Consider the following 22,997-nt stretch of genomic DNA (forward strand, 5'->3'; position numbering starts at 1 on the left):
TTGCACCCGCTTGTATAGCGGGTTTCCGAGTGGGCGGTTAAAATTACGTTATCTTCTTGGGTCCGCGGAGGACGTTCGGCTTCGCGAGCGTCGAGCCGCGGACGAAAGTTTTTGTAGACGCGGTTTCAACCGCCGTCTGCATCTAGGAATTGCGCGATGCCACAATTCAAACCTGCGCGCTGACAGAATTATGTCATTAATGCGCAATTCCTATTCAATACCTCCTGCGGTTGGTTTAGATAGTTTTATTATCTACAACCGGAGTTCCATCGGTCTTAATGTCTAATTCTTCACGGCGCAAGGTTTCTTCGGCGTCAACCGTGCTGCGAACAACTTCTTTCTTGACGTTGACTTCTTCGCGCACGTAGGCTTCCTTGTGAATGTCAGCCGTTTCTTCGTAGACTTCCATGCGTGCAACTTCCCCTGATTGGAAGTCAGCTTCACCGACAGAAACTACTCTACCCGCTTCTACAGGTGTTACTCGCTCGATTACAACTCGTTCTTTTTCAATGGGAACTGAAGCTCTTGCTGTTTCAGTTTCCACGCGCTTACCAACTGCTACTTCGCCTGTTTTGGCGCGCTGTTTGTTGGCAATCAAGCGTTCTTCATAAAGCTTGAGATTTTGGTGGTTCTGTTCGTTGGTTTCGTAGAGGGGGCGATCCATATCGTAGCTGTAGTTGCTGCGATCGTAGCTAGCAGGAGTTGCTGTGCTTGCTGCTGCTGTGCTTGCTGCTGCTGTGCCTTGATTGCGGTAGACGCCTCTTACCTGTTCTTCGCGATCGTAATCTAATGGTTCTAATTCATTGTAAGCCGGCAGTTGTTCTGCTTGAGCTTTGCTGCGAAGGCCTGTTGCGTAGACGCGACGGGCTCCGTAGTCGAAGCGGGCCGAGCCGATCGGCAGCAATACTTTTTTGCCAAAAATCCAAATACCGGTATCAATTACCAGATAGCGAAAACGGCCTGTTTCATCAACCAAAGCATCATAAACGGTGCCCACTTTTTCATCAGAGTCGCCGGCATAAACATCAAATCCCTTGATGTCGTCTCCAGCAAAAATTTCTTCCTGGTAATTCGGATAAAATTCAGCTAATTTTTGAAGTGCCATGTGTTTTTTCCTCGTTGCTCTACTTAAATTAATAGTAGAAATTAATTGGTTGACTTCCCTCTCCCTAAAGTCAGAAGTGTATAATTTAGGGTGTTTAATACTAGAGGAATACTGCCCCTTCTCTTCTTTTGTGCTAGCGCGCTTAGCTATTTTAAAGGTTGTAAAACTTTACCACCCTCAATCTCATACCAATTATTAAAAGTCAAAGCGAACCGTAGGGACACGGCAATGGCGTGTCCTACTCCCCGCGCCGGACACGCCATTACCGTGTCCCTACTGTTAATAATTGTTAAGTAGGTGGTTAGAAATAAACATTACATAGTGTTACACAAAAATCCCAGCCCCTCATCTTGCGGGAGAGGGGCTTCGGGAAAGCTAGAAATTTTAAGTTCAGAGTTGATTGAGTTGAGTTCTGATAGTTTCTATCCGGCTGCGGTTGACTCCTAAATCAGACTCTCCCAGACGGGAAGCCGATCGCACGTGGATGACTTTTGCTGCATCATCTACCAAAAATTCCACGTCATCGACAAAACCCATCAAAGCACTGGTAAACTCCGCATACAGGTAATTATCAGTGGCGGTGATAATTTTAGTTTTTGCAGAGGACTCGATCGCCCCGAAGAGCTTGGCCATTGCTTCTTTCGCCGACGAAGTGTAAGCCAAAGGCTCAATCTGGTGTTCGGCATCTTGACTGAAGCTGCTGACGCAGTTGGGCGAAGCAGGGCACGCGGCGAGTTTTCCCGACACAATGCCGATATTGGCAGGTCTTTTTCCAGCAAACACGGTTTTTTCTCCGGGAATTAGGATAAAAGTAGCGATCGACAGTACCGCTACCGCTACCAGTGATATTAAAATAACTAGGACTCTTTTCAACCCAGCCGGCGATTTTGTTTCAACTGTTTGCATGCAGATTAGCCCTCCAGAAAGTGCAAATTCGATCTAATTTTAATATTAATTGAAATTGACCTCTCAAACTCATCAAAATTTTATTTGTTCTTCAATCAACCAGTAAGTCAGCATTGTTCCTTTACCTTTAACCGCTATTTTACCCCGTTCTTCAAAAATAAACTGCTCTTTCAGACGCTCGTAAGTCGGCGCCGTCACTTGAATTTTACCCGGCAATCCGTTCGACTCCATCCGCGAAGCAACATTCACAGTATCGCCCCACAAATCATAGCTAAATTTGCTAATCCCAATAATGCCCGCCACCACCGAACCGCTGTGAATTCCGATCCGCAATTCAAAACTTTCTCCTATTTTGACATTAAAATTTCTCAAAGCTGCCTGCATCTCCAAAGCTAAAAGTGCGATCGCCTCAGAGTGATCCTGCCTTGAAGTCGGCAAACCCCCTACCACCATGTAAGCATCCCCAATCGTCTTAATCTTTTCCAACCCGTGCAACTCAGACAACCGATCGAACTCCGAGAAAATCGCGTTCAAAATTTCTACCAACTGCGTCGGACTTTTGTGAGCCGAAAACTCTGTAAAACCCACCAAATCAGCAAACAATACCGTCACCTCATCAAAATGCTCCGCTATCAGCTTTTGCTCTTTTTGCAAGCGCTCAGCAATAGGTTTCGGTAAAATATTCAGCAGCAATTTCTCTGTTTGCTCTTGCTGCAATTTCAGCGCGGCTTCAGCTTGTTTCCGCTGAATCAGCGAACCGAGCTGCGTAGCAACTGCATTCACCAATTCCAACAACCGCGGCTGAGCTTCCAGAACTTTCTGGCGATAAAAAATCAAAACCGCTAAAACTTGCTTGTCCGCCACAATTGGCAAACCAAAAGCCGCTTTCAATCCCACATTCACCGCAATTTCCGATCGCAAAAAAACTTGTTCCGGTGCAGTAGAAACATCCTCGATCCATTCAAACTGCTGCGACTGCCAAATTCTCCCCGGGAGTCCCGCACCGGGAGGAAAAGTTAGCTGCCAACTTGCCTTTTGGAATTGGGCAAAACTCGAGTCGCTGACGTACCTGCCTTTAGCGCATCTTAAAACGCCGTCACTGCTAGGAATCCAAGCTTCGCCGAGATTCCATTCAATAGTTTGGCAAATTAAACCTAAAATCACATCTATAGCCGACTCAAAATCCTCAGATTTGCTAATAGCTTGAGTTGCCTCCAGCAGCAACCTCGTTTCCATTTCAACCTGCCGGCGTTCGGCAATTTCCTGGTGCAACTGAACATTTTGATCGGTCAACTTTTGATTTTTTTCTTGCAATTGCATTTGCAAGGAACGCACAGTAAGCTGATTGCTCACTCGCGCCAATACTTCTTTCAACTGAAAAGGTTTTGTGATATAATCGGCTCCGCCCACTTCAAAAGCTTGTGCCTTATCTATTCCTTCTTCTAGCGCGCTGATAAAAATGATGGGTATTTCCCTAAATTGCGGTTGTAATTTCAATTTTTTACACAGTTCGTAGCCGTTAATATCCGGCATCATAATATCGAGCAAAATCAAATCTGGTGCGCTCGATTGAATCGCATCTAGGGCCGAAAAACCATTAGTAACAGGTCGAACTTTATAGCCCTTTTTCTGCAAAATTCTAATCAACAAACGCAGATTATCTGGCGTATCGTCAACCACTAAAATATCTGCTTGATAGTTTTCAGTTTGTTCCGCCTTCATCTCCACGATCTGATTCCTCCGCCTCGGCAATTAAATTGAGAATTTTCTGGTAATCAAAATTATCGAGATGACCCTGAAGGATTTCGGCAAATTCAGGATGAGCATCCCTTAATTCCTCGATTGTCATCGCAATTAAGTCAAAATCAGCACTGCGGATTACCTGCCTCATGTTATCTATCCATTCTGCGGGAAGTGTGGGTAAATAAGCAAGCGCAGCATTAGAGGGTGAGTCAGATTGATTGTGGCGATCGCCTGTTGAGGTCATGTCCGTTGGGTTAGAGTAGAGATACTTCACACCCAAATGTTTGTTGAGGGTATCAAATATATCAGTTTTGCGGAATGGTTTGCTAATAAAATCGTCGCAGCCGACCAATAAAGCAAACGATCGCCTCCCTTCAATTGTACTGGCTGTCAAAGCAATAATCTTCGGAATCGGGGATTCTTGATGGTCCATATTGATTTCCCCGCTTCCTTGCTGCTCTTGCTCTCTCTGCTGTATTCTGTCCCTAATTTCTTTAGTAGCTTCGTAGCCGTCCATCACTGGCATTCGCACATCCATCAAAATTATGTGCGGGTGCCAATTTTCCCAGATTTCAACTGCTTCGCTGCCGTTGGCTGCTTGTTGCAGCTTGAAACCCAAGGGGGAAAGCATTTTGACTAAAAGTTGGCGGTTGTCTTCGCGATCGTCCACAATTAAAATCCGGTAGCACGGTTGATTTGGTTCCAACCCAGTAACTTCGCGGTGAATTTGCGGGGCGGGAATATCATCCGCATCAGCCACGCCGACTGGAATCTCAAATTTAAAAGTAGTGCCGACTTCCCGTTCACTTTCTACCACGATTTCTCCTCCCATCAGGCGGACAAATTGACGGCTGATCGTCAATCCTAAACCCGTGCCTTTCTGAGTTTTTTGACCGGAAGCTGTTTGCACAAATGCCTTAAAAACATTGCCCAATTCTTCCGGAGCAATGCCAACTCCTGTATCTTCAATTTCAAACTGAAGGAAAACCACCCGCTCCCGAGTTAAATCATCTGCCTCGTCCCTCAATTCAACTGTTGCAAACTCACTGCGATCGCTCGAAAACTCCCTAATAGTTTTTGTAGTATCAAAGCAAGCTGTTGGACTCGCCACTAAATCAACAATTCCCGAAGTTTCTAATTTTCTTACTCTTAATATAATCGCACCTGTTGGCGTGAATTTAATCGCATTGCTGAGGAGATTTATTAGCACTTGTCGCAGTTTAATGTCATCGGTTCGCACGTACTGGGGAAGGTTATCGTCGCGCTGGAAAATCAACTGCAATTCTTGATTTTGTGCCCGCAGTAAAAACATATCTTGCAAGTCGTCAAGCAAGCGGTAGAGGTCGAAGTCTTTCGGGTCGATCATCATCCGCCCAGCTTCGATTTTTGACAAGTCTAAGACTTCATTGATCAGGGCCAGCAAGTGTTCGCCGCTGCGGCGAATAATACTCAGATTGTCTCGGTTTTCGACGGTAAGATTTGGGCTGGGTTCCATGATTTGCGCAAATCCGAGTATGGAATTGAGAGGGGTGCGCAATTCATGGCTCATATTGGCCAGAAACGTGCTTTTAGCTTTGTTTGCTGATTCAGCAGCTAATGCGGCTTGTTGCAGTTGTTCTGTGCGTTCGTCAATTTGGGTTTCTAAGGTGTGCTGGTAATCTGCTAGTATTTTTTCGGCTTGTTTGCGATCGCTAATATCTTGAAAAGCTGCGATCGCGTAAACAATATTTCCGCTAGCGTCAAAAATCGGCGTAGTATTGATCTCGATCGCAATTATTCTGCCATCTTGACGGATTTCTACATCGTCAACCTTGACAAATTCTCCTTTCAGCGCGCGCAAAATTGGCAGATTATCCGGCGGGTAAAGCTCATCAGTATTGGCAACATAAAGTTGATAAGTTGCAGCTAATTGTTCCGCTGTGCTTTCCGGGATCGTGTCTGCACCCAGCAATTCCCGCGCTGTGTGGTTGAAATAGGCGATCGAACCGTCAGGATTGTAAACAGATACCCCCACTGGCAAAGCTGCTAAAAATTGATTCAGGCGGCTTTCACTCGCCGACAGCGCCTCATTTGCTAGCTTCAACTCCTCGTTTACTTCTTGCCGCTTCAGGATTTCATCTGTTAACTTTTGGTCTTGCAAGTAACTGTGAACTGCTTCTACTACCGTTAATTTTAAGTCTTCATTTTGCCAAGGTTTAGGGATATAACGGTACAATTTAGCATACTTTATCGCATTGCTCAGAGCTTCCAAATCAGCTTGTCCCGTCAGCATAATAGTCAGCGTATCCGGCGAGCGTTCGTGAATTCGTTTGAGCAGTTCATCCCCTTTAATATCCGGCATGATATAATCGGAAAGCACCAAAGCAATCTCGTATTCATCGGCCTGCAAATCAGACAGCAACTCTAAAGCATCTTCCCCCCCTTCCGCCGTTTCAATAATACACCGATCGCCGATCGCCTTTTTCAGTTCAATCTTTAAACTGTTCAAAACATCTGGTTCGTCATCTATACAAACAATCACAGGTTTTTTCATAACTTAGCCAGCCCCGATTTTATAGTTTCTATTAAGTCTTTGCTCTTCCACGGTTTGTACAAACAGCAGTATAAATCGGCTTCTTGTACTGCCCGATCGACTGCCGCTGCATCCGCTTGTCCCGTCAACATCACCTTAATAATTTTAGGATATTTTTGGTGAACTTTAATTAAAAGTTCGTCACCTTTGATTCCCGGCATCAGCCAATCAGAAACAACCACAATTACCTGAGCTTCTTCTTCAAAATCCTCAAGTAAATCTAAAGCTTCATCACCACTTTCAGCTAATTCGTAAAAATAATCATCTTTAAATTCATTCTTGAGCTGCATCTTGAGAGTATTCAAGATATCCGGTTCATCATCAACGCAAAGAATTACAGGCTTATTCATCTTTTGCTCTCTGCTTTTATTTTAGCGGGTTTACCGACATGACTTGCATCTATTTTATTGATTTCGGGCGAGGATGCACGATATCTGCCCCCTATCTTATTTTAAGAGGACTTCCGAAAAGAAACCCGGTTTATCGCAATAAATCTTATGTTTGTCAGCGAGACAGCCACTTGCGCTACCGGGAATCAGCCCCTGCGGGTAATACCATTTTCGCATGGGAGCATTGGGGATTTTCGATTGGGCATCACTAATGAGTATCGGGGTTCGGAGCTTGCTGAGAGTGGGATTTTTTTTAACGGGTGTAAGTTTTGTTTAATATAGCCGAGTCTCAAGAGCGGTGAGGTATGTCTGGTAATGGGTAATGGGTAATGGGTAATGGGTAATGGGTAATGGTAATGGGTGAAGCAAAATCCGCAATCCGCAATTACCAATCCGCAATTACCAATTCCCTTTTTCCCAATTACCCATTACCAACGATCCAGCGTACCTCATCTTACGCTCGAAGTGCTATAGATTGGCAGCGACACTGTAAAGGTTGTCTGCCCCGGTACAGACTCTACAGCAATTGTGCCGTCATGTTTTTCAACAATTTTTCTCACAATATCCAATCCCAAACCGCTACCTTCGCCCGCAGATTTAGTCGTAAAAAATGGCTGAAAAATTTTGGGAATAACTTCTGGGGGAATACCTTTGCCGTCATCAGTAAATTTCAGGACAATATTTGCCTCTTGCTGCTGAGTTTCGAGGGTCAAAATACCTTTATAATCCATTGCTTGCAGGGCATTGTGAATGAGATTAGTCCAAACTTGATTTAAGTCATCGGGATAGCACATAATTTTCGGTATATCCCCATAATTTTTAACTACTTCTATACCGTGTTTCAGTTGATTTTGATAAAGGGTTAACACCGTTTCAATGCCCTCGTGCACGTTCGCCTGGACTTTTTCTTGCTTGCTATCGAAATGAGCGTAGCTTTTCAAGGCAAATACTACTTTTCCAGACTTGGCTGTCGCTCTTTGGATCAGGCTAATACTTTTCTTAAAGCTCGCAAACTGGTAAGCAGTATTGAAAACCACTTCCCAATCCGGCAATTTAAAAAGCGGCAACAATTGTTCTATGTTATCGTAAATTTCCATATCAACTAAACTATCCGCAATTTCCTCAGCATTTTCAACAGAGCCTGCAATCAAATCGTTAGTCAACTGCTGCTTAATTTTTCGCTTCTCTCTGCTGGTAAATAACGTTTCTTGATGGGTAGACCTGTAGAGTAAAGTTAAAAAATAAGCTTGGGTTTCTTCAGAAAGTTGTTGAAAAAATTGAGGCATTTTTGCTAAATTATCGTCCCAAAAATTAGCGATATTATCAATAGAGGAACCTATAATGCCCAGGGGGGTATTGATTTCGTGGGCAATGCCGGCAATCAGTTGTCCCAGTGCGGCCATTTTTTCCGATTGAATCAAATGCTCTTGGGTGGCTTGCAGTTGGTAGATAGCAGTTGCTAAATCTTGATTTTTTTCTTGCAAACTTTGCTGCAGCGAACAAATTTTTAAATGAGTTTCAATCCTGGCTAAAACTTCTTCAACCTGAAACGGTTTGGTAATAAAGTCCACTCCCCCAACTCCAAAAGCTTTAACTTTATCCATCACGTCGTTAATCGCACTGATGAAAATTACCGGAATGTCTTTTGTTACTTCAGAATCTTTGAGCCGCTGACAAACTTCATAGCCATCCATCTCCGGCATCATAATATCCAGCAGCACTAGATCCGGGGGCATTTTTTGAGCGGCAGACAGTGCTAGCTTGCCGTTGGGAACCGGGCGAACTTGATAACCTTTTTCGCTCAAAATTCCGGCCAGCAGCCGCAGGTTTTGTGGCGTGTCGTCCACTACTAAAATATTAGCTCGATTGGTGTTCGGTAAAGTTGAATTCATCGGTAGTTACGGGTTTTCACTGCGTTCGATTACGTTCAAAATCTTGTCGTATTCAAAATTATTAATGCAATCTTGAAGCGTGCCAGCCAGAGAGGGGTTGACAGTGTGGATTTGTGCGATCGAACTGGCGATCGCCTCCATGTCCACACTCAAAATATTTTGCTTGAATTGAGTCCTCCAGTCGGGAGAAAGAGAGGCGAGCTCCTCCGGTGTCAGCGCCTCATGACTGGACTCGCCTACACCTGCCACACTGACTGCTGTTGGATCTTCATAAATATAGCTTACTCCTAAATGTTTCCCCATTGCTGCAAAGATATCCTCTTCTCGGAACGGTTTCCGCATAAAATCATCGCAACCCGCCGAAAGAATCACCGCCCGTTCTTCCTCCAAAACGCTAGCAGTCAGGGCCACAATCGCCGTTGCTTGCCCGCCAGTTGTAGTTTTAATTTGTTTCGTTGCCTCGTACCCGTCCATCACGGGCATTCTCATGTCCATCCAAATCAGATGCGGTTCCCACTCCATAAAAATATCCACCGCTTCTTGACCGTTATTCGCTTCTCTCAACTCAAATCCGAGCGGACTCAGAAGTTTTACCAACAGTTGACGGTTCAAAGGTTTGTCGTCCACAATTAGCAAGCGGTAACTCGGCTGATTCGGTTCGAGGGCAACAACTCGACGTTGAGCTTTTTTGCTTTCAATATCGGCAGCTTCAACCAGATGAACTTGGATGTCAAACTGAAATAGTGTACCCTTTCCGAGTTCGCTGCTAACCGTAATTTCACCTCCCATCAATTGCACGAACTGGCGGCTGATCGCTAAACCTAAACCCGTGCCTTCCTGAGAATCTTTACCCGTTGTTGTCTGCACAAATGCTTCAAACAACTGATGGATTTCTTCAGCAGCAATGCCTGCACCAGTATCTTGAACTTCAAAATGGAGCGAGTAGCGGCCGGGCAATTGGTCAGCGCTGTTTTTGTGTAGCTTCCGCCTTCCTCCTTTGACTTGTACCGAAACTCCACCTTGAGAAGTAAATTTAATTGCATTGTTGAGCAAATTAATTAAGACTTGACGCAATTTCACTTCATCGGTGGAAATGTAATGGGGAACTTCGCCGTCCCGATCGAACATTAATTGCAAGCCTTTTTCCTCACATTTTAGAGCAAACATATCTTCTAAATCGTCGAGCAGCCGGTATAAATCGAAACTTTTTTCATTAATTGTAGTGCGTCCGGCTTCGATTTTTGACAAGTCTAAAACTTGGTTGATTAAAGCCAGCAAATGTTCGCCGCTCCGCAGGATAATTCCGACATCTTCTTGATTTTCGGGAGACAGATTTTTACTGCGGATCATGACTTGAGCAAAGCCGATAACTGCGTTCAGGGGCGATCGCAATTCGTGGCTCATGTTGGCGAGAAAGGTACTCTTAGCTTTGTTGGCTGCTTCGGCCGCTTCTTTCGCCTGCTGCATTTTGATTTCCGCTTGTTTGTTATCACTAATATCTTTAATAAAACCTTCGTAGTAAAGTAGATTTCCCGCTTCATCGCAGACAGCGCGACAATTTTCGGAAATCCAGATAATGCTGCCATCTTTGCGGTAAATTTCCGATTCAAAGTTTGACAGTATCCCGCACTCGTCGATCAGCGCTGCAAATTCGCGGCGGCGGTTGGGATTTACGTAAAGCTGGTTCTTGAAATTCGGCTGTGCTGCGATTAATTCTGCGGGCGATTCGTAACCGTAGAGGTGAGCTAAAGCAGGGTTAGCGCTGATGTATTTTCCGTCAGCAGCAGTTTGAAAAATGCCGTTTAAAGCATTTTCATAAATGTTGCGGTACTTTTCTTCTGCTTCGCGGAGGGCTGCTTCTGCTTTTTGGCGATCGGTAATATCGCTCGACATCGACAAAAAACAAGCTTCTCCGTCAATATCGATGGTTTCGATCGACAGCAGCGCCGTTCTTTCTGTACCGCTTTTATTGCGAAACCTCAGCTCGTAATTGTGAAGTGCCGTCTGGTTTTTTAACATTTGAATCATGCGGTCGCGCTCCCCTAAACTCGCCCAAAAATTTAGCTCTACCGCTGTTTTACCAATAATTTGTTCGTGACTGTAGCCAATCATCCGGCAAAAGCTGTCATTGACTTCTATGTGGCGACCGTCACTGATTCTCGTGATCGTAATCGCATTTGGACTCGAACGAAAAGCTTTAGAAAACTTTTCTTTTGCCTTAGCCAGAGCGGCGGTGCGTTCTGCAACTTGCACAGCTAAATTTTGGTTGTATTCCGTTAACAGTTTCTCCGCTAGTTTGCGTTCCGTAATCTCTTGAAAAGCACACATCCCGTAGGTGATATTTCCTTGGGCGTCGTAAATAGGAGTTCCCCAAACTTGCAGGGGAACAGTTCTGTTGGTCGAGCCGATTTCTATGTCATCAACAGTGACACTTTTGCCCTGCAAAGCATTTAAAATTGGGTCGCGTTCCGCCGGGTAAATTTCCTGAGTTCCCGCTAAATAAACTTTGTAAGCTTTGCGCAAATTTTCAACATCTGCTGCTATAAGTCCTTGACTTAAGAGTTGCTCTCCTGTAGGATTAATGTAGTGAGGTTGACCGTTTGTATCAGCAATAAAAATGCCGAGCGGTACGGCATTGAGAAATTGTTTGACTCGGTTTTCGCTTTCCGAGAGCGAAGTAAATGAATGCTGCAATTGCTCTGCCATGCTGTTAAAAGCAGCGGCAAGTTCTCCGAGTTCATCTTCGCGATTCAGAGCGAGCTTGGTATCCCATTCATTCCTAGCCAAAGCTTTCGCCGCCGCATTCAATCTTAAAATCGGCCGCACCACCCATTTAGCAGTAAGAATCCCCAGAATTGTCGCCCCGATCAAAGCTGCCACCGACAGCAAAAAAGTGGTGCGCGTATTGGCGTTAATTTGCTGCATAAAGTCGGACTCGGGCACAACTACCACAATCAGCCAATCCAACCCTCGCTCGTCTTGAAAAGGAGTTACCTGAATAAAATTTCGCTTGCCGTCAACATCGAAAGTAAGCTGTTGAGAATTCTTGATTTTAGCTAAGTTTTGGTAGGATTTCTCTAAATGCTGTGCGGTTTGGCGAATTACTGGATTCTCGCTTGCTGAAGCTTTGATGCGTTTGGCTTCTTTACCTTCGACTGCGAATTCTTGACCGGGGGTGGAAGTGGCAATTAACATCCCCGATCGCTCCATCACAAAAGTTTGTCCCGACTTGCCAATTTTGAGGCTGACGAGAAATTCTTTGATTTTGGAAAACAGCAAATCGCTGCCAGCTACTCCTAACAGCTTGCCAGCATCGTCGTAGATAGGCAAAGCAGCAGTAATTGCCAGTTCTCTGGTCAAGAAATCTGTATAAATTGGAGTCCAAATAGGTTTTTTAGCCGCTGCGGCTGCTATGTACCACGGGCGAATTCGCGGGTCGTAAATATCGGGGGAAATTTGCACTAATTGAACGCGGTTTCCCTGAGAGTCACCAGTATATCGAGCTAATTTATTGCCAGTCGAGCTGTCAGCAGCAGATATCAGAATCCGATCTTTAGTGCGGATTGCTCCCGAGTGTTCTCCCTTTTCTGTGGCTGTGTAAATGATGCTGATCGAATCAAAATATTGAATTTGTTGGAGGAAATGAAGTTCGAGTTTTTGTTTTTCTTCTAGGTTCAACTGCCCCAATTTTATGCCTTGAACGTTCAGGTGATTGACAATGTGGGGAATTGACATATAATTTTCCATGCGGTCTTTGATGCGCTCGCTAATTTCTCCCCGCAACTGAGCTGCCACATCGTTGACCGCGCCCTGACCGTTTTGGAACGACAGCCAACCTACAACTCCTACCGTGCCGACAATTTGCACTAAAAAAGGAACCACGAGCACAGTTTGTAATGGAGCTTTGCCGATAATTTTGGTAGCAAAGCGATTGAGCGGTTTAGGAAACATATTCATTCTCAGAGTAATTGAAATTGGCAAGGGAAATTAGTAGATGTTAAAATCTTGGAGCGATACACGAACGAGTCAATCGATTTTAGATTTTAGATTTTAGATTTTAGATTTTAGATTTACTTGCAGCGCAGTGAATCAGGGAGCAGGAACAGCAGTCTAAAATTTTATTATCGACCCTGATGCTCGCGTCGGAAAGCAAGTACCTGTTTTTGGGCGAGTCATATCAAATGCGGTTAATCACTCATCGTAAAATTTGGGCGCTCGATATTTCAGAGTTTTGAGAACTTCTGTCGTCACTACAAACTTAATTAGAGTTTTTTAACCTGATTTGAGAGTGCGAAGCAATCCTGGGTGTTGGCGATCGCGATCGGAGCGCAACGCTGGCATTCCTGTCTTCGGAAATGCAATATAGATATCTACGCCTATTTATTGCAGGCAATGGACATTACTATGAGTGCGGGGCTGGGATTTTAGCTTACTGACAACTGTACAGGTATGAATTCAAATAACTATAGCGTATTTTCGCCCAGAGCAGATGATTGGGTGCGATCGCCTGCTCTGGGCAGCCGCACGCGAAAAACCTGCATTTACCTGCGATTCAACTCCAGCCTTTCGCCGTAACGCAACAGCATATCTAAACTTTCCAAACGATTTTGCCAAGTTTGCACCTGATAGCTATTCTCTGCTGAATGCAAGCGCATCGAAGATTGAAATTGAGATTGAAAACTCGCCAACAATCTTTTAGCGGTTGTTAAACTTTCACCAGAAGGAGTGGCAGCCAATTTGCTCAAAGCAACACCCAATTCTTCCGATCGACTTTGCAGAACTTTCAGTTCTGATTCCGACACCCGCAACTGATTGTTAGCCAACAAAAAACTCCATTCCTGCTTGAGAGCAGTATACCGCGAAGCCGCCGCCGCAAAGGGCTGCCGGTAAGGAATTGGTTCCGAAGCATTCGTCGAGCGCACGGGCCGCCCTTGAGTGCGGTTAAAAAAGCCCTGCATCCCGCTGCTGATACTTTCCACCGCAAAAATAGCATAGCCCCCTGTCGGCAAATCGCGCAAAGCTTGAATTTGGTCGATCGCCACAACTTCCGGGAGAGTCAACAACTTAACCGACGGAGAAATCAAAGCCGAACCGAGCATTTGTTCCTTTGCTAGCGGTTCAGTTATGCGCTGAAGCCTGTTAGTATCCAAGGCATAAGTCATCGGCACAATCAAGTCTACAATGCCCTGACGGGCCCAAACTTCCCAATTTTGCTGAATTTTGTAAATCCGCTGACTTTCCGGGTGCGGAAACACCGCCACCGACAGAATTGTGCGCGGATAATTCTGCCGCAAAAGCTGAGAAACTTCAGCTACAAAGCTATTAATTTGATTAGTTTTAAACTCAACCCACTGCCGCCACAAATTGCCGGAACTCGGCGAAATATTCACCGGATCGGTACCAGTTAACTGTTGAAATTGCTGCCTCGCTGCCGCACCGTAACCGTAGGTAAAACCCGCATTGTCATCTTGAAAAGGATAGCGAATATAGTCGAGTTGCACTCCATCTACTTTGTACTTACTGGCAATTTCGCTAACAATTTGTAGCAAATAACTGCGCGCTTCCGGGTTTGCCGGATCGAGATAAAATTTACCGTCATTGACGTGTTGGCGCCGCCCTTGATTGTCAATATTTGCCCAATCGGGATGAGCGGAAAGTACCGGCCCTGGATAAGAACTCGGCTTGCCAATTAAAGTATTGTGGCGCTTATTTCCGGCGGCAAAAGTCCAAATCCAAGCGTGCAGTTCCATGCCTCGCTCGTGAGCTAATTTAACTGCCGATTCCAGCGGGTCCCAGCCAACTGTGAGGGGGTTTTGTTGCGGTGCAACTTGACTGGGATAAATCGGATATCCGGCATTCAAGGTTTCAAAGAAAACGGTGTTGATCCCGGCGGCGGCGAGCCGATCGAACACGGCGGCCAAACCCTGTTCCGATCGCGCTGCGACGATCGTACCGCGATCGAGCCAAACCGCGCGAATTTCCGCCCCAACCCGCTGCCCGAACTGCGGGTAATTTTGCCACAGAAGCTGGCGGGCTTCCACCCACTGCTGTCTGGCCTGGGCGTACTTTTGCTCTTGCAGGAGTTGGTCAAAATTTTGCAAAACAAGCCGCGCTTGGGCGATCGCCCGCGTTGTTGCGCCTTGCAAAACCAACGGGCGACTTGCAGCAGGCCCACCGACACTGTTGGTTGACGCCACGAGTTGAGGGGGGGTAGCAGCATTGAGATTGACGGCGGTATTGCCTGAATTAGCTGCTGTCAGGGCGCTTTCAAACCTGCCGAGGAGGTTGGTGAGTTCTTGGCGCATCAAGTACGCTTCAATGCTGACGATCGGCTTATTGGAATTTGCCTGCACGTCCAAACCCGCCGGCGCCGACTGATCGGAAGGGTCTGTAAAAGTTGCAGGTACTGGATCGGGAAGGGGGGGAGAAGGAGAAAGTCTGCTCAGCGGGGTACTGCGCGGCGAACTAGGGGTGTTTCTGGTGACTCTGGACGGGGGGGGAGTTGGGAGTGGGGGCGCGGCCGCTGTTGGCGCAGCAGGCGCACCGATTGTTCCTCCCCAGCGGGCGATCGAGGCCCGCAGCCAAGCCGAGTCTATATTTGGCGAACCGTCGCTACCCCAGCGCCAGCCGAGATAGGTAGCGCGATCGGTGGCGATCGCAGCAGAGGAACCGGAACTATCTTTCCAAGTAGCGACTGTTTGACTGTTCGCATCGGCGGGAATCAAGACACCGCCTTGGACTGAGGCATTTTTTTGTTCTGCCGGAACCCAATTGCTAGAAGCGGTGCAAGCGAGATCGCGGCAGCGGGTGCGGGGTTGCGGCAATCCCCGCTGGGTTAAGGGAAAAGCCCAATAGGCCCCGAGGAGCGATCGCAAAGATTGACGCACCAAAGCCGGGGAACTGCGGCCGACTGGGCCCGAAGCAATCAAGCGGCCGCCCTGTTTTGTCCAAGCTTCTAAAACTTTAATTTGTGCCGGACTCAAAGTTTCAATATTGGGCAAAAACAGCACGTTAACGCCTGCTAAATCCCCCAAATTTTTGATGTTTTCGAGATTGATTGGTTTGTAAGCAATGCCGCTTTCCCAGAGGCGCGTGGTAATCTTCACCCAGTCGGGGGAATTCTCGGAACTGCGAACAACTCCCAAAACTACTTCTGCGAAACTCGGAGAGGGAAATATGATGGAGAGATTGAGTAATGTACTTGCTAGAGTTCCAATTAAGACTCTTTGCAAGAAAGTGAAAAAGCGAGTTTTTTGAGCCTGAGAGCCGGCTTCAGGCATTCGATCGGGCTTTTTGATTTGTTGCATTGACACGAGAATTACCCACCACACCACTTAGGAAAATTTAAATAAAAATTTCGAGGCATTAATCCGCACGATACAATTTTTTATCGTGTCCTGCAACCTGAATCAGGAAAATATGCGATCGCCCGCCTGCGACGGGAGCAAATTCGATCGAACTCATACCGCGCGCGATCGAACAACCGCCATAAAATAGGTTTGTAGTGAGGACTTCAGTCCGCATTCATCAAGGACTTGCATTCCGAACGATCGAACCTTGTCCGATCGAACAACCGCCATAAAATAGGTTCTCCGCATCGGAATGCAAGTCCGCATTCATGAAGGACGCTCAGTCCTCACGATCGAACCTTATTTACTGAGTTGCAGCTTCATTTACCGGGAATCGATCGATCAACTGCATCGCCCGACAAGCATTCCTCCGCAAAGAATCCGACAGGTGAGGAACATGAGGAATCTGAGACAAGAAATCCAAAGTCCGGCGCAAAATCCGCACCACATCCCCTTCATCCAAACTCGTATGGCTAATTAGTTCCAGCCATTCCACGCCCAGAGCCCACTGTTCCACCAAAGTCACTAAATCCCGTTCCAGCCAAATCGGGATCGCAGCTTCGTGGCGGTACTGCACTTGAAACAACCGGCGGCGCAGGCCTTTTTGCAGGTTGTCCAAAGGCGCCAAAACTTCCGGCGACAGCGAGTAATGAGTCCAACTGTCGGGCCTGGAAACTTCTGTAACCAATGCCGCGCAAGCAGCAGCGAGGTGGTGGGGATCGAGTTCGTCAAACTCCGAAGACATCAGGGACAAACCCAGCCACAGTTCGTTATCGCCGCGAATGGCGGCGCAAGCTTGGCCCAAGACTGTGGGCACCAACCTGTCGGAGGAGTCATCTCGGTTTCCATTTGCCGAAACTACTCTTTCCAAACAGCCGAAATTCAGCAAGATGTCAATTAAGTTGAGAAATTGCTCCCAGTAGCGAGCTCGCTGCTTTTCTAAGTCTTGTTCGCTTTTGCGGATTTCTTTTTTCAATTCTTCCCGGCGGCGCTGGCGCTTGAGCAAAGTACCGGGATTGCCCCATTCTAGAACTGGGTGAATTTCTAGTTTATCTTCTAGGGCGGCGATTTTCTGCTGTTGCTCCTGAGCCTCTGGGCTCGGTTCCGGTGCGGGCAATTCTGGGATGGATTGAGCGATTGCAGCAGTTTCTTCGGTTCCCAAGCGGCACTGGCCGAGTCTCAGGGTCATTTCCGGCGGTGGGTTCAAGGTATCTGCAACGCTCAAGCGAGGTAATTCGGCGTGCAGGCTGGCCACATCGCTAATGGCGACGACATACCAGCGGTTGTCTTTACCCAAGCATACCAAGTTGGGAGCTTGGCCGGAACCTGCGATTTTGGCAACCAAGACGGCGGGCACGGGAGCTGTGTGCGATCGTTTAGCTGTGGGAACGTGCTTGCCTTTGAGACTAAGAACCGTACCGAGGACTGCAAAAGCCACAGCCACGGACATCTCCTTAATTCGAGCTTCTTCTGCTTGCTGCAATAGAGTTTTCAGCAAACGTTTGTCTTCTTTGAGCCTTCCCTGCAATTTTTCGTAATGGGCTAGCTGCTTTTCCAGGGTGGAGACATTACCTCCGGCCGCCAAGGACTCTTCGAGCACCGCCAATTCTGCTAGCAGCCGGTCTAATTCAGCTTGCTGCGGCTCCAAGTACAAAGTAGACAGATATTGACCGAAACTGCGCTCTACCAACTCTTGAGCTTCATCGAGAGTGTGAGTTTGCAGCAAATTCAGCACCATGCCGTAGCTGGGCGTAAACTGACTGGCGAGGGGGTCAGCTTTGGCTGTTGCCAAATAGGAGGCTTCTTTTGCGCCTTCAAAGCGCGTCTGAACTGCGACCACGTGCCCGAGCTCGTCCATCCCCCGGCGACCTGCCCGACCGGCCATTTGCAGGAATTCTGAAGCGTTTAGCAGTCGGTGTCCCTTGTCGGTGCGCTTGGACAGGGTGGAAATTACTGTGGTGCGGGCGGGCATATTGATCCCGGCTGCGAGGGTTTCGGTGGCAAATACGACTTTAATCAAACCTCTGCCAAAAAGTTCTTCTACTAAACCTTTCCAAGCGGGCAAAATGCCTGCGTGGTGGGCGGCGATGCCTTTTAAAAGTGCTTCTTTTTGACCGAAGCGTTCTGCTTCTGGGTTTCGCTGTAAAAAATCGTCAATGATGCGTTTGAGTTCGGCTGCTTCGGCTGCGTTAACTAGGGATAAATTGCCGACTTCTGCGACGGCTTGGTCGCACCCGCGACGGCTGAAGATAAAGTAAATTGCTGGTAGCATATCTCGATCGTCCAACCGGGACAAAACATCGGTCAAACTCGGGGTGGGAATGCTACCTCTTTCTGCTTTTTGCTGCTTCTTTTTGGGGACTAACCGGATATTAGCTCTTTTGCCGGTTTCGTCTAGCAGGGGAAATATCCCTTTTTGATTGGCGAAGTGGAATTGCAGCGGCACTGGCCGAAAGTCTGAGTATACAAGCTCTGTGGGCCCGTGAACTTTGTTAATCCAGTCTGTGAGTTGGCCGCTATTGGCTACGGTTGCTGAGAGGGCGAGCAGTTGAATTTCGCTGGAACAGTAGATGATCGATTCTTCCCAAACTGTACCGCGCTGGCGATCGTTCATGTAGTGACACTCGTCGAGCACCACGGTTTCGACTCCGGTGAGGGAAGCACCGACAGCGCCAATGGGCGTACCGTAGAGCATATTCCGAAATATTTCGGTAGTCATCACCAAAATCGGCGCATCTCGATTGAAGGAGATGTCGCCCGTCAGCAAACCTACCATGTCGTCTCCAAATTGACTGCGGAAGTCGCGCAGCTTTTGGTTAGACAGAGCTTTGAGGGGAGTGGTGTAGAAGACGCGCCGCCCCCGTTCGAGCGCTTGATGGATGGCGTATTCGCCGATTAAAGTTTTCCCTGAGCCTGTAGGAGCGCACACGACAACGGATTTACCTGCATCGAGGGCGGCGATCGCGTCTCTCTGAAAGTTATCTAGCTCGAATGGAAATATGGTCTTCAGATCCAGCGCTTGGCGGTTCTGGGAAGTTTCTGACACAAGGATTATTATGAGGTTCCAGGGTAAGTATGCTTAAATCTTGCCCAAAGCAAGGCAGCAGAGGACTGTATTGATTTTAAACCAACGCCCGCAAATCAGCACTCGAATCAAGAGAGAGTGTTCGAGGGGGAGAGGGGGAGAGTGTTCGAGTGTTCGAGGGGGAGAGGGGGAGAGGGGGAGAGGGGGAGAGGGGGGAGAGTGTTCGAGTGTTCGAGGGGGAAAATCTTCCTTGCGATGAATTTTCCAATTACCAATTCCCCATTACCAATTCCCGATTACCAATTACCCATTACCAGAAAGAATTGGTTTAAAGCCCCAAGCTTTTTCGGGAGAAATTAAAATCAGACGATTCATTACTCCAATCCTCTTACTTCCCAGTCAAATGCTGTCAACTGTCAACTGTCAACTGTCAACTGTCTATGATTCCTGTTATTTCGACTATTCCTGTGGTGCAGCTTGCTTCGGGCGATCGGCTTTCGCTGCAAGTCTATCAGTTTCGAGGTGCCGTTCCCGGCAAAAAGGCTTACATACAGTCTAACCTGCACGGGGCCGAAATTAGCGGCAATGCTGTGATTCACCAGTTAATTGAGTTTTTAATGTCCCAAGACAGCAATCAGTTAATCGGGGAAATTTGGCTAGTGCCGGTTTGCAATCCTGTAGGTGTCAGCCAGCGATCGCACCATTTCTCTCCCGGCCGCTACAATCATTATGACGGAGCCAATTGGAACCGAATTTTCTGGGATTTTGAAAAAGCAGGCGAAGATATTGAGGCTTTTGCGAAGTCTCACATCAATCTCGATGCTGATACGATCAAATTTAACTACAGAAAAGAAATTGCTTTGAGTTTTGCTAAACAGTTGGCAAAAATTAATGCTCCCAGTTGCCGGCCCTACAGCGAAATTTACCGCTACAAGCTGCAATCTTTGTGTTTGGATGCCGATTGCGTGCTGGACTTGCACAGTTCTACAAATCAAGCTGTAGACTACGTTTACTGTTTCAGTTCCCGCGAGGAAAGCGCGAAGGCTTTTTTGCTCGATCGCGCAATCTTAATGAACGAGTACGACGGCGATGCTTTTGACGAGGCGTTTCTCAAGCCTTGGCTGGCGCTGGAGAAGATTTTGGCCCAGTTGGGAAGTGCACTCAAATTTGACGTGGAAGCTTGGACTTTAGAATTAGGTTCGGGGATGGAAATGAATCCCCAGTCGGTGGCGAATGGCTTGCGGGGCATCAAAAATTACTTAGCAAGTAAGGGTTTATTGAAACTAGATGGATTTCCTCTCCCGGAAACGGCGGCGCATCAAGTTATTTTCACCCCCAAGAATTCCGCGATAAAATACTACGCGCCGGCGGGCGGGATGATTCAAAATCGAGTGGAGTTGGGGAGTCTTGTCAAAAAGGGCGATCGGCTTTATCAAATTCTCAGTTTTAATAAGAATGGGGAATTTCCCAGTTTGGTTGATGTTGGTGCTGAGTCGGATGTTTTCATTTTTGATGTTTCGACCAATCAGTCAGTAAATCAAGGAGAGTATGTGTTGTCTGTGATGGCAGATTGAGAATATCAAGAAACCCGGTTTCTTGAAGAAACCGGGTTTCTGAAAACCTATCGGTAGTCGAACCCTAATTTACGATATACTATTTAATAGGGCTTGTTTAAATTCCGCTGCACTTTTATAATAAATTTCAGGATTGTCAATTAAAGCGCGATCGATAACTGTGGCTAGCGGTTGAGGAATCGCAGAAGTGCGATCGCGCACAGGAACCGCATCATTTTGTAAAACCGCCAAAAACGGGTCTTGACCCTGCAAATTTCGCGGGGAATATCCCGTTATCATCACATACGAACAAGCCGCCGCCGCCCAAACATCAACCTCTGGTTTCGCATACTTATAATCAATCACTTGCTGTCGCGGCATAAAACACGGCGTACCCACAGCATTACCAGTCATCGTTTGACCGCTTAAACCCGCTTGGTCAAAAGCTTTTGATAGCCCATAATCCCCAATTTTGGCAACTTGTTTCCCACCCACATTCGCCAAAAAAATATTCCCCGGTTTCAAATCCCGGTGAATCAAACCCCGTCCCTTTGCAAAACTACCATCAGCCAATCTGACATTCGGAATTTCTGCATTGTGCGTGTAAGTCAAACCATCTAAAACTTGCAAAATAATAGTCACAGCCTCACCAATCGGCAAAGTGCTGAAACCGCGTTTTTCCATCAAATCCACAACACTGCCGCCGTCGCAGTATTCCATCGTGAAAAAGAAAGTTTCACGACTCATAACCAAACTCTTTTAATCCTACCACATTGGGATGTTTTAAAACTTTCATATTTTCAACTTCCCGCAAAAACCAATTAACAGCCCGCTGATTTGCCGCTACTTTTGGCAGCATCACTTTCAGCGCAACTTGTTCGTTAGTCCGCTTGTGTCGCGCCAAATAAACTAAACTAAAACCGCCCCTACCCAATTCTTTGAGCAAAACGTAATCGCCGAGAACTCCGATATGGCTTTCATTCGCCACTGCTTTCAACAGAAAAGCTTGCAGCATTTCCCACAGATTTGCTTGATTTGAGGGAATGACAGGGGGTGTTCGGTGTTGGAGAGTTTTGACAATTTCCGGGTCAAGGGCAACGCCAACTCGAAAAGAAGTATCGCTGAGTGTAAATTCATCTCCCCCTTGCAAGTCGTATTCTGGGAATTGAATTTGAGCAGCTTCTTGGGGAGTTTGATGAGCTTCTCGCTGACCGATTTTTTTGCCGTTAACAAAAGTGCCATTTTTGCTACCGAAATCGCGCACCCGGATATCGGGAGGATTGATATCCAGCAAGCAGTGATAGCGGGAAATCGTGCGGTGTTTTTCGTCGTCGGGAATCTTGGGATAGCAATCTTTGGCGCGGCCAATAATGCAAGTTGTGCGGGTGTCAAAGATGAATTCTTGGCCTTTGAGATTCCCGGAAGTGATGGTGAGGGTAACTTTTGAGTTCATATCGATTTCGTATTTGGGATTTTGGACTATCGAAACTCTTACTCCCCCCTTAACAAGAGGCTAACTCTTACTCCCCCCCTTAGCAAGGGGGGGCTGGGGGGGGGTAAAAGAGTGGATGTTTTAAACGATAGAATCTAATCTACCCTCCTAACTCTTACTCCCACCCTTAGCAAGGGATTAACTCTTACTCCCCCCCTTAGCAAGGAATTAACTCTTACTCCCCCCCTTAGCAAGGAATTAACTCTTACTCCCCCCCTTAGCAAGGGGGGGCTGGGGGGGGTAAAACACCCGATACTCTCAACGATTAAATCTAATCTACCCTCCTAACTCTTATTCCCACCCTTAGCAAGGGGCTAACTCTTACTCCCCCCCCTTAGCAAGGGGGGGCTGGGGGGGGTAAAACACCCGATGTTCTCAACGATTTAATCCCCTCTACAATAACCTCTAAAACCCCATCCAAATTATGATAAACATCCTCATTAGTAAACCTCAAAAAATTAATCCTTGCCGACTTAATAAACTCTTGCCTTTCTGCATCATATTCTACAGCGCCATCCACAAAATGGCTGTCACCATCAACTTCTAGTGCTAACTTGATTTCGGGCGAGTAAAAATCTAGCACAAATGCTGCTACACTATATTGTCTGCGAAATTTACAATTCTCAAGCTGTCTGTTTCTGATACGTTTCCATAGTTCCTTTTCAGCTTCAGTCATTTCTCTGCGAAGCTTCTGCCGTTTGAATTTTTCTGAGTTTTTGTTGTAGAGTTTTGTCATTGTTCTATAGGATTTTAACCCCCCCAGCCCCCCCCTTGGTAAGGGGGGAGTAAGAGCGTTTTTTTAGTTTGTTCGTTGGTTGTTTAGATTTTAACCCCCCCCAGCCCCCCCTTGGTAAGGGGGGGGAGTAAGAGCATTTTTTTAGTTTTTTCGGTGGTTGTTTGGTTTTTTTACTGCCGAAACCATCCGAATGCTTCGCCCAATTCACGCGAGTAAACTCGAATCTTCAGGGTTA

14 protein-coding genes are annotated in these 22,997 nt (G+C 46.8%); 1 reads left to right on the forward strand and 13 read right to left on the reverse strand.

Features of this window, described 5'->3' with window-relative positions:
• Positions 1–235: 235 nt before the first annotated feature.
• The 10 genes from QUB63_RS18880 to QUB63_RS18925 all read right to left on the reverse strand — a co-directional run bounded on the left by QUB63_RS18880 (position 236) and on the right by QUB63_RS18925 (position 19,002).
• Positions 236–1,105 (reverse strand): DUF2382 domain-containing protein, encoded by an 870-nt coding sequence (locus QUB63_RS18880; RefSeq protein ID WP_332946800.1) that lies wholly within the window; start codon positions 1,103–1,105, stop codon positions 236–238.
• Between the two features lie 390 nt (positions 1,106–1,495).
• Entirely contained in the window at positions 1,496–2,011 is a 516-nt protein-coding gene (locus tag QUB63_RS18885) for a DUF1499 domain-containing protein (protein ID WP_332946801.1), read from the reverse strand.
• Between the two features lie 72 nt (positions 2,012–2,083).
• Positions 2,084–3,739, reverse strand: a complete 1,656-nt coding sequence (locus QUB63_RS18890; protein ID WP_332946802.1) for an adenylate/guanylate cyclase domain-containing protein — start codon at positions 3,737–3,739, stop codon at positions 2,084–2,086.
• Positions 3,714–6,287, reverse strand: a complete 2,574-nt coding sequence (locus QUB63_RS18895; protein ID WP_332946803.1) for a response regulator — start codon at positions 6,285–6,287, stop codon at positions 3,714–3,716. Before QUB63_RS18895 ends, QUB63_RS18890 begins: the two co-directional genes overlap by 26 nt.
• On the reverse strand, positions 6,284–6,676 hold the full coding sequence (locus tag QUB63_RS18900; RefSeq protein WP_332946804.1) for a response regulator: 393 nt from the start codon (positions 6,674–6,676) through the stop codon (positions 6,284–6,286). Before QUB63_RS18900 ends, QUB63_RS18895 begins: the two co-directional genes overlap by 4 nt.
• 488 nt (positions 6,677–7,164) lie before the next feature.
• Positions 7,165–8,607, reverse strand: coding sequence for a hybrid sensor histidine kinase/response regulator (locus QUB63_RS18905; RefSeq protein WP_332946805.1), 1,443 nt, complete (start codon positions 8,605–8,607; stop codon positions 7,165–7,167).
• Positions 8,608–8,613: 6 nt separating this feature from the next.
• Entirely contained in the window at positions 8,614–12,558 is a 3,945-nt protein-coding gene (locus QUB63_RS18910; RefSeq protein WP_332946806.1) for a PAS domain S-box protein, read from the reverse strand.
• Positions 12,559–13,148: 590 nt separating this feature from the next.
• On the reverse strand, positions 13,149–15,914 hold the full coding sequence (locus tag QUB63_RS18915) for a family 10 glycosylhydrolase (protein ID WP_332946807.1): 2,766 nt from the start codon (positions 15,912–15,914) through the stop codon (positions 13,149–13,151).
• A 58-nt stretch (positions 15,915–15,972) separates the two neighbouring features.
• A complete protein-coding gene (locus QUB63_RS18920) occupies positions 15,973–16,131 on the reverse strand; it encodes a hypothetical protein (protein WP_332946808.1) in 159 nt (52 codons plus the stop codon).
• Between the two features lie 129 nt (positions 16,132–16,260).
• On the reverse strand, positions 16,261–19,002 hold the full coding sequence (locus QUB63_RS18925) for a DEAD/DEAH box helicase (RefSeq protein WP_332946809.1): 2,742 nt from the start codon (positions 19,000–19,002) through the stop codon (positions 16,261–16,263).
• A gap of 419 nt (positions 19,003–19,421) precedes the next feature.
• Between QUB63_RS18925 and QUB63_RS18930 the strand changes: the two genes are divergently transcribed.
• The gene (locus QUB63_RS18930; RefSeq protein WP_332946810.1) at positions 19,422–20,555 is read left to right on the forward strand and encodes a succinylglutamate desuccinylase/aspartoacylase domain-containing protein; all 1,134 of its coding nucleotides are present in this window, start codon (positions 19,422–19,424) and stop codon (positions 20,553–20,555) included.
• Positions 20,556–20,624: 69 nt separating this feature from the next.
• Here the strand turns inward: QUB63_RS18930 and QUB63_RS18935 are convergent, their stop codons facing one another.
• From QUB63_RS18935 to QUB63_RS18945, 3 genes are all read right to left on the reverse strand, one after another.
• Positions 20,625–21,281: a serine/threonine-protein kinase gene (locus QUB63_RS18935; RefSeq protein ID WP_332946811.1), complete on the reverse strand. Its 657-nt coding sequence runs from the start codon at positions 21,279–21,281 to the stop codon at positions 20,625–20,627.
• The gene (locus tag QUB63_RS18940; RefSeq protein ID WP_332946812.1) at positions 21,271–21,987 is read right to left on the reverse strand and encodes an FHA domain-containing protein; all 717 of its coding nucleotides are present in this window, start codon (positions 21,985–21,987) and stop codon (positions 21,271–21,273) included. Before QUB63_RS18940 ends, QUB63_RS18935 begins: the two co-directional genes overlap by 11 nt.
• 373 nt (positions 21,988–22,360) lie before the next feature.
• Positions 22,361–22,762: an endonuclease domain-containing protein gene (locus QUB63_RS18945; RefSeq protein WP_332946813.1), complete on the reverse strand. Its 402-nt coding sequence runs from the start codon at positions 22,760–22,762 to the stop codon at positions 22,361–22,363.
• Positions 22,763–22,997 lie beyond the last annotated feature (235 nt).

This window comes from Microcoleus sp. ARI1-B5, assembly GCF_036705795.1.
Lineage (GTDB): Bacteria > Cyanobacteriota > Cyanobacteriia > Cyanobacteriales > Microcoleaceae > Microcoleus.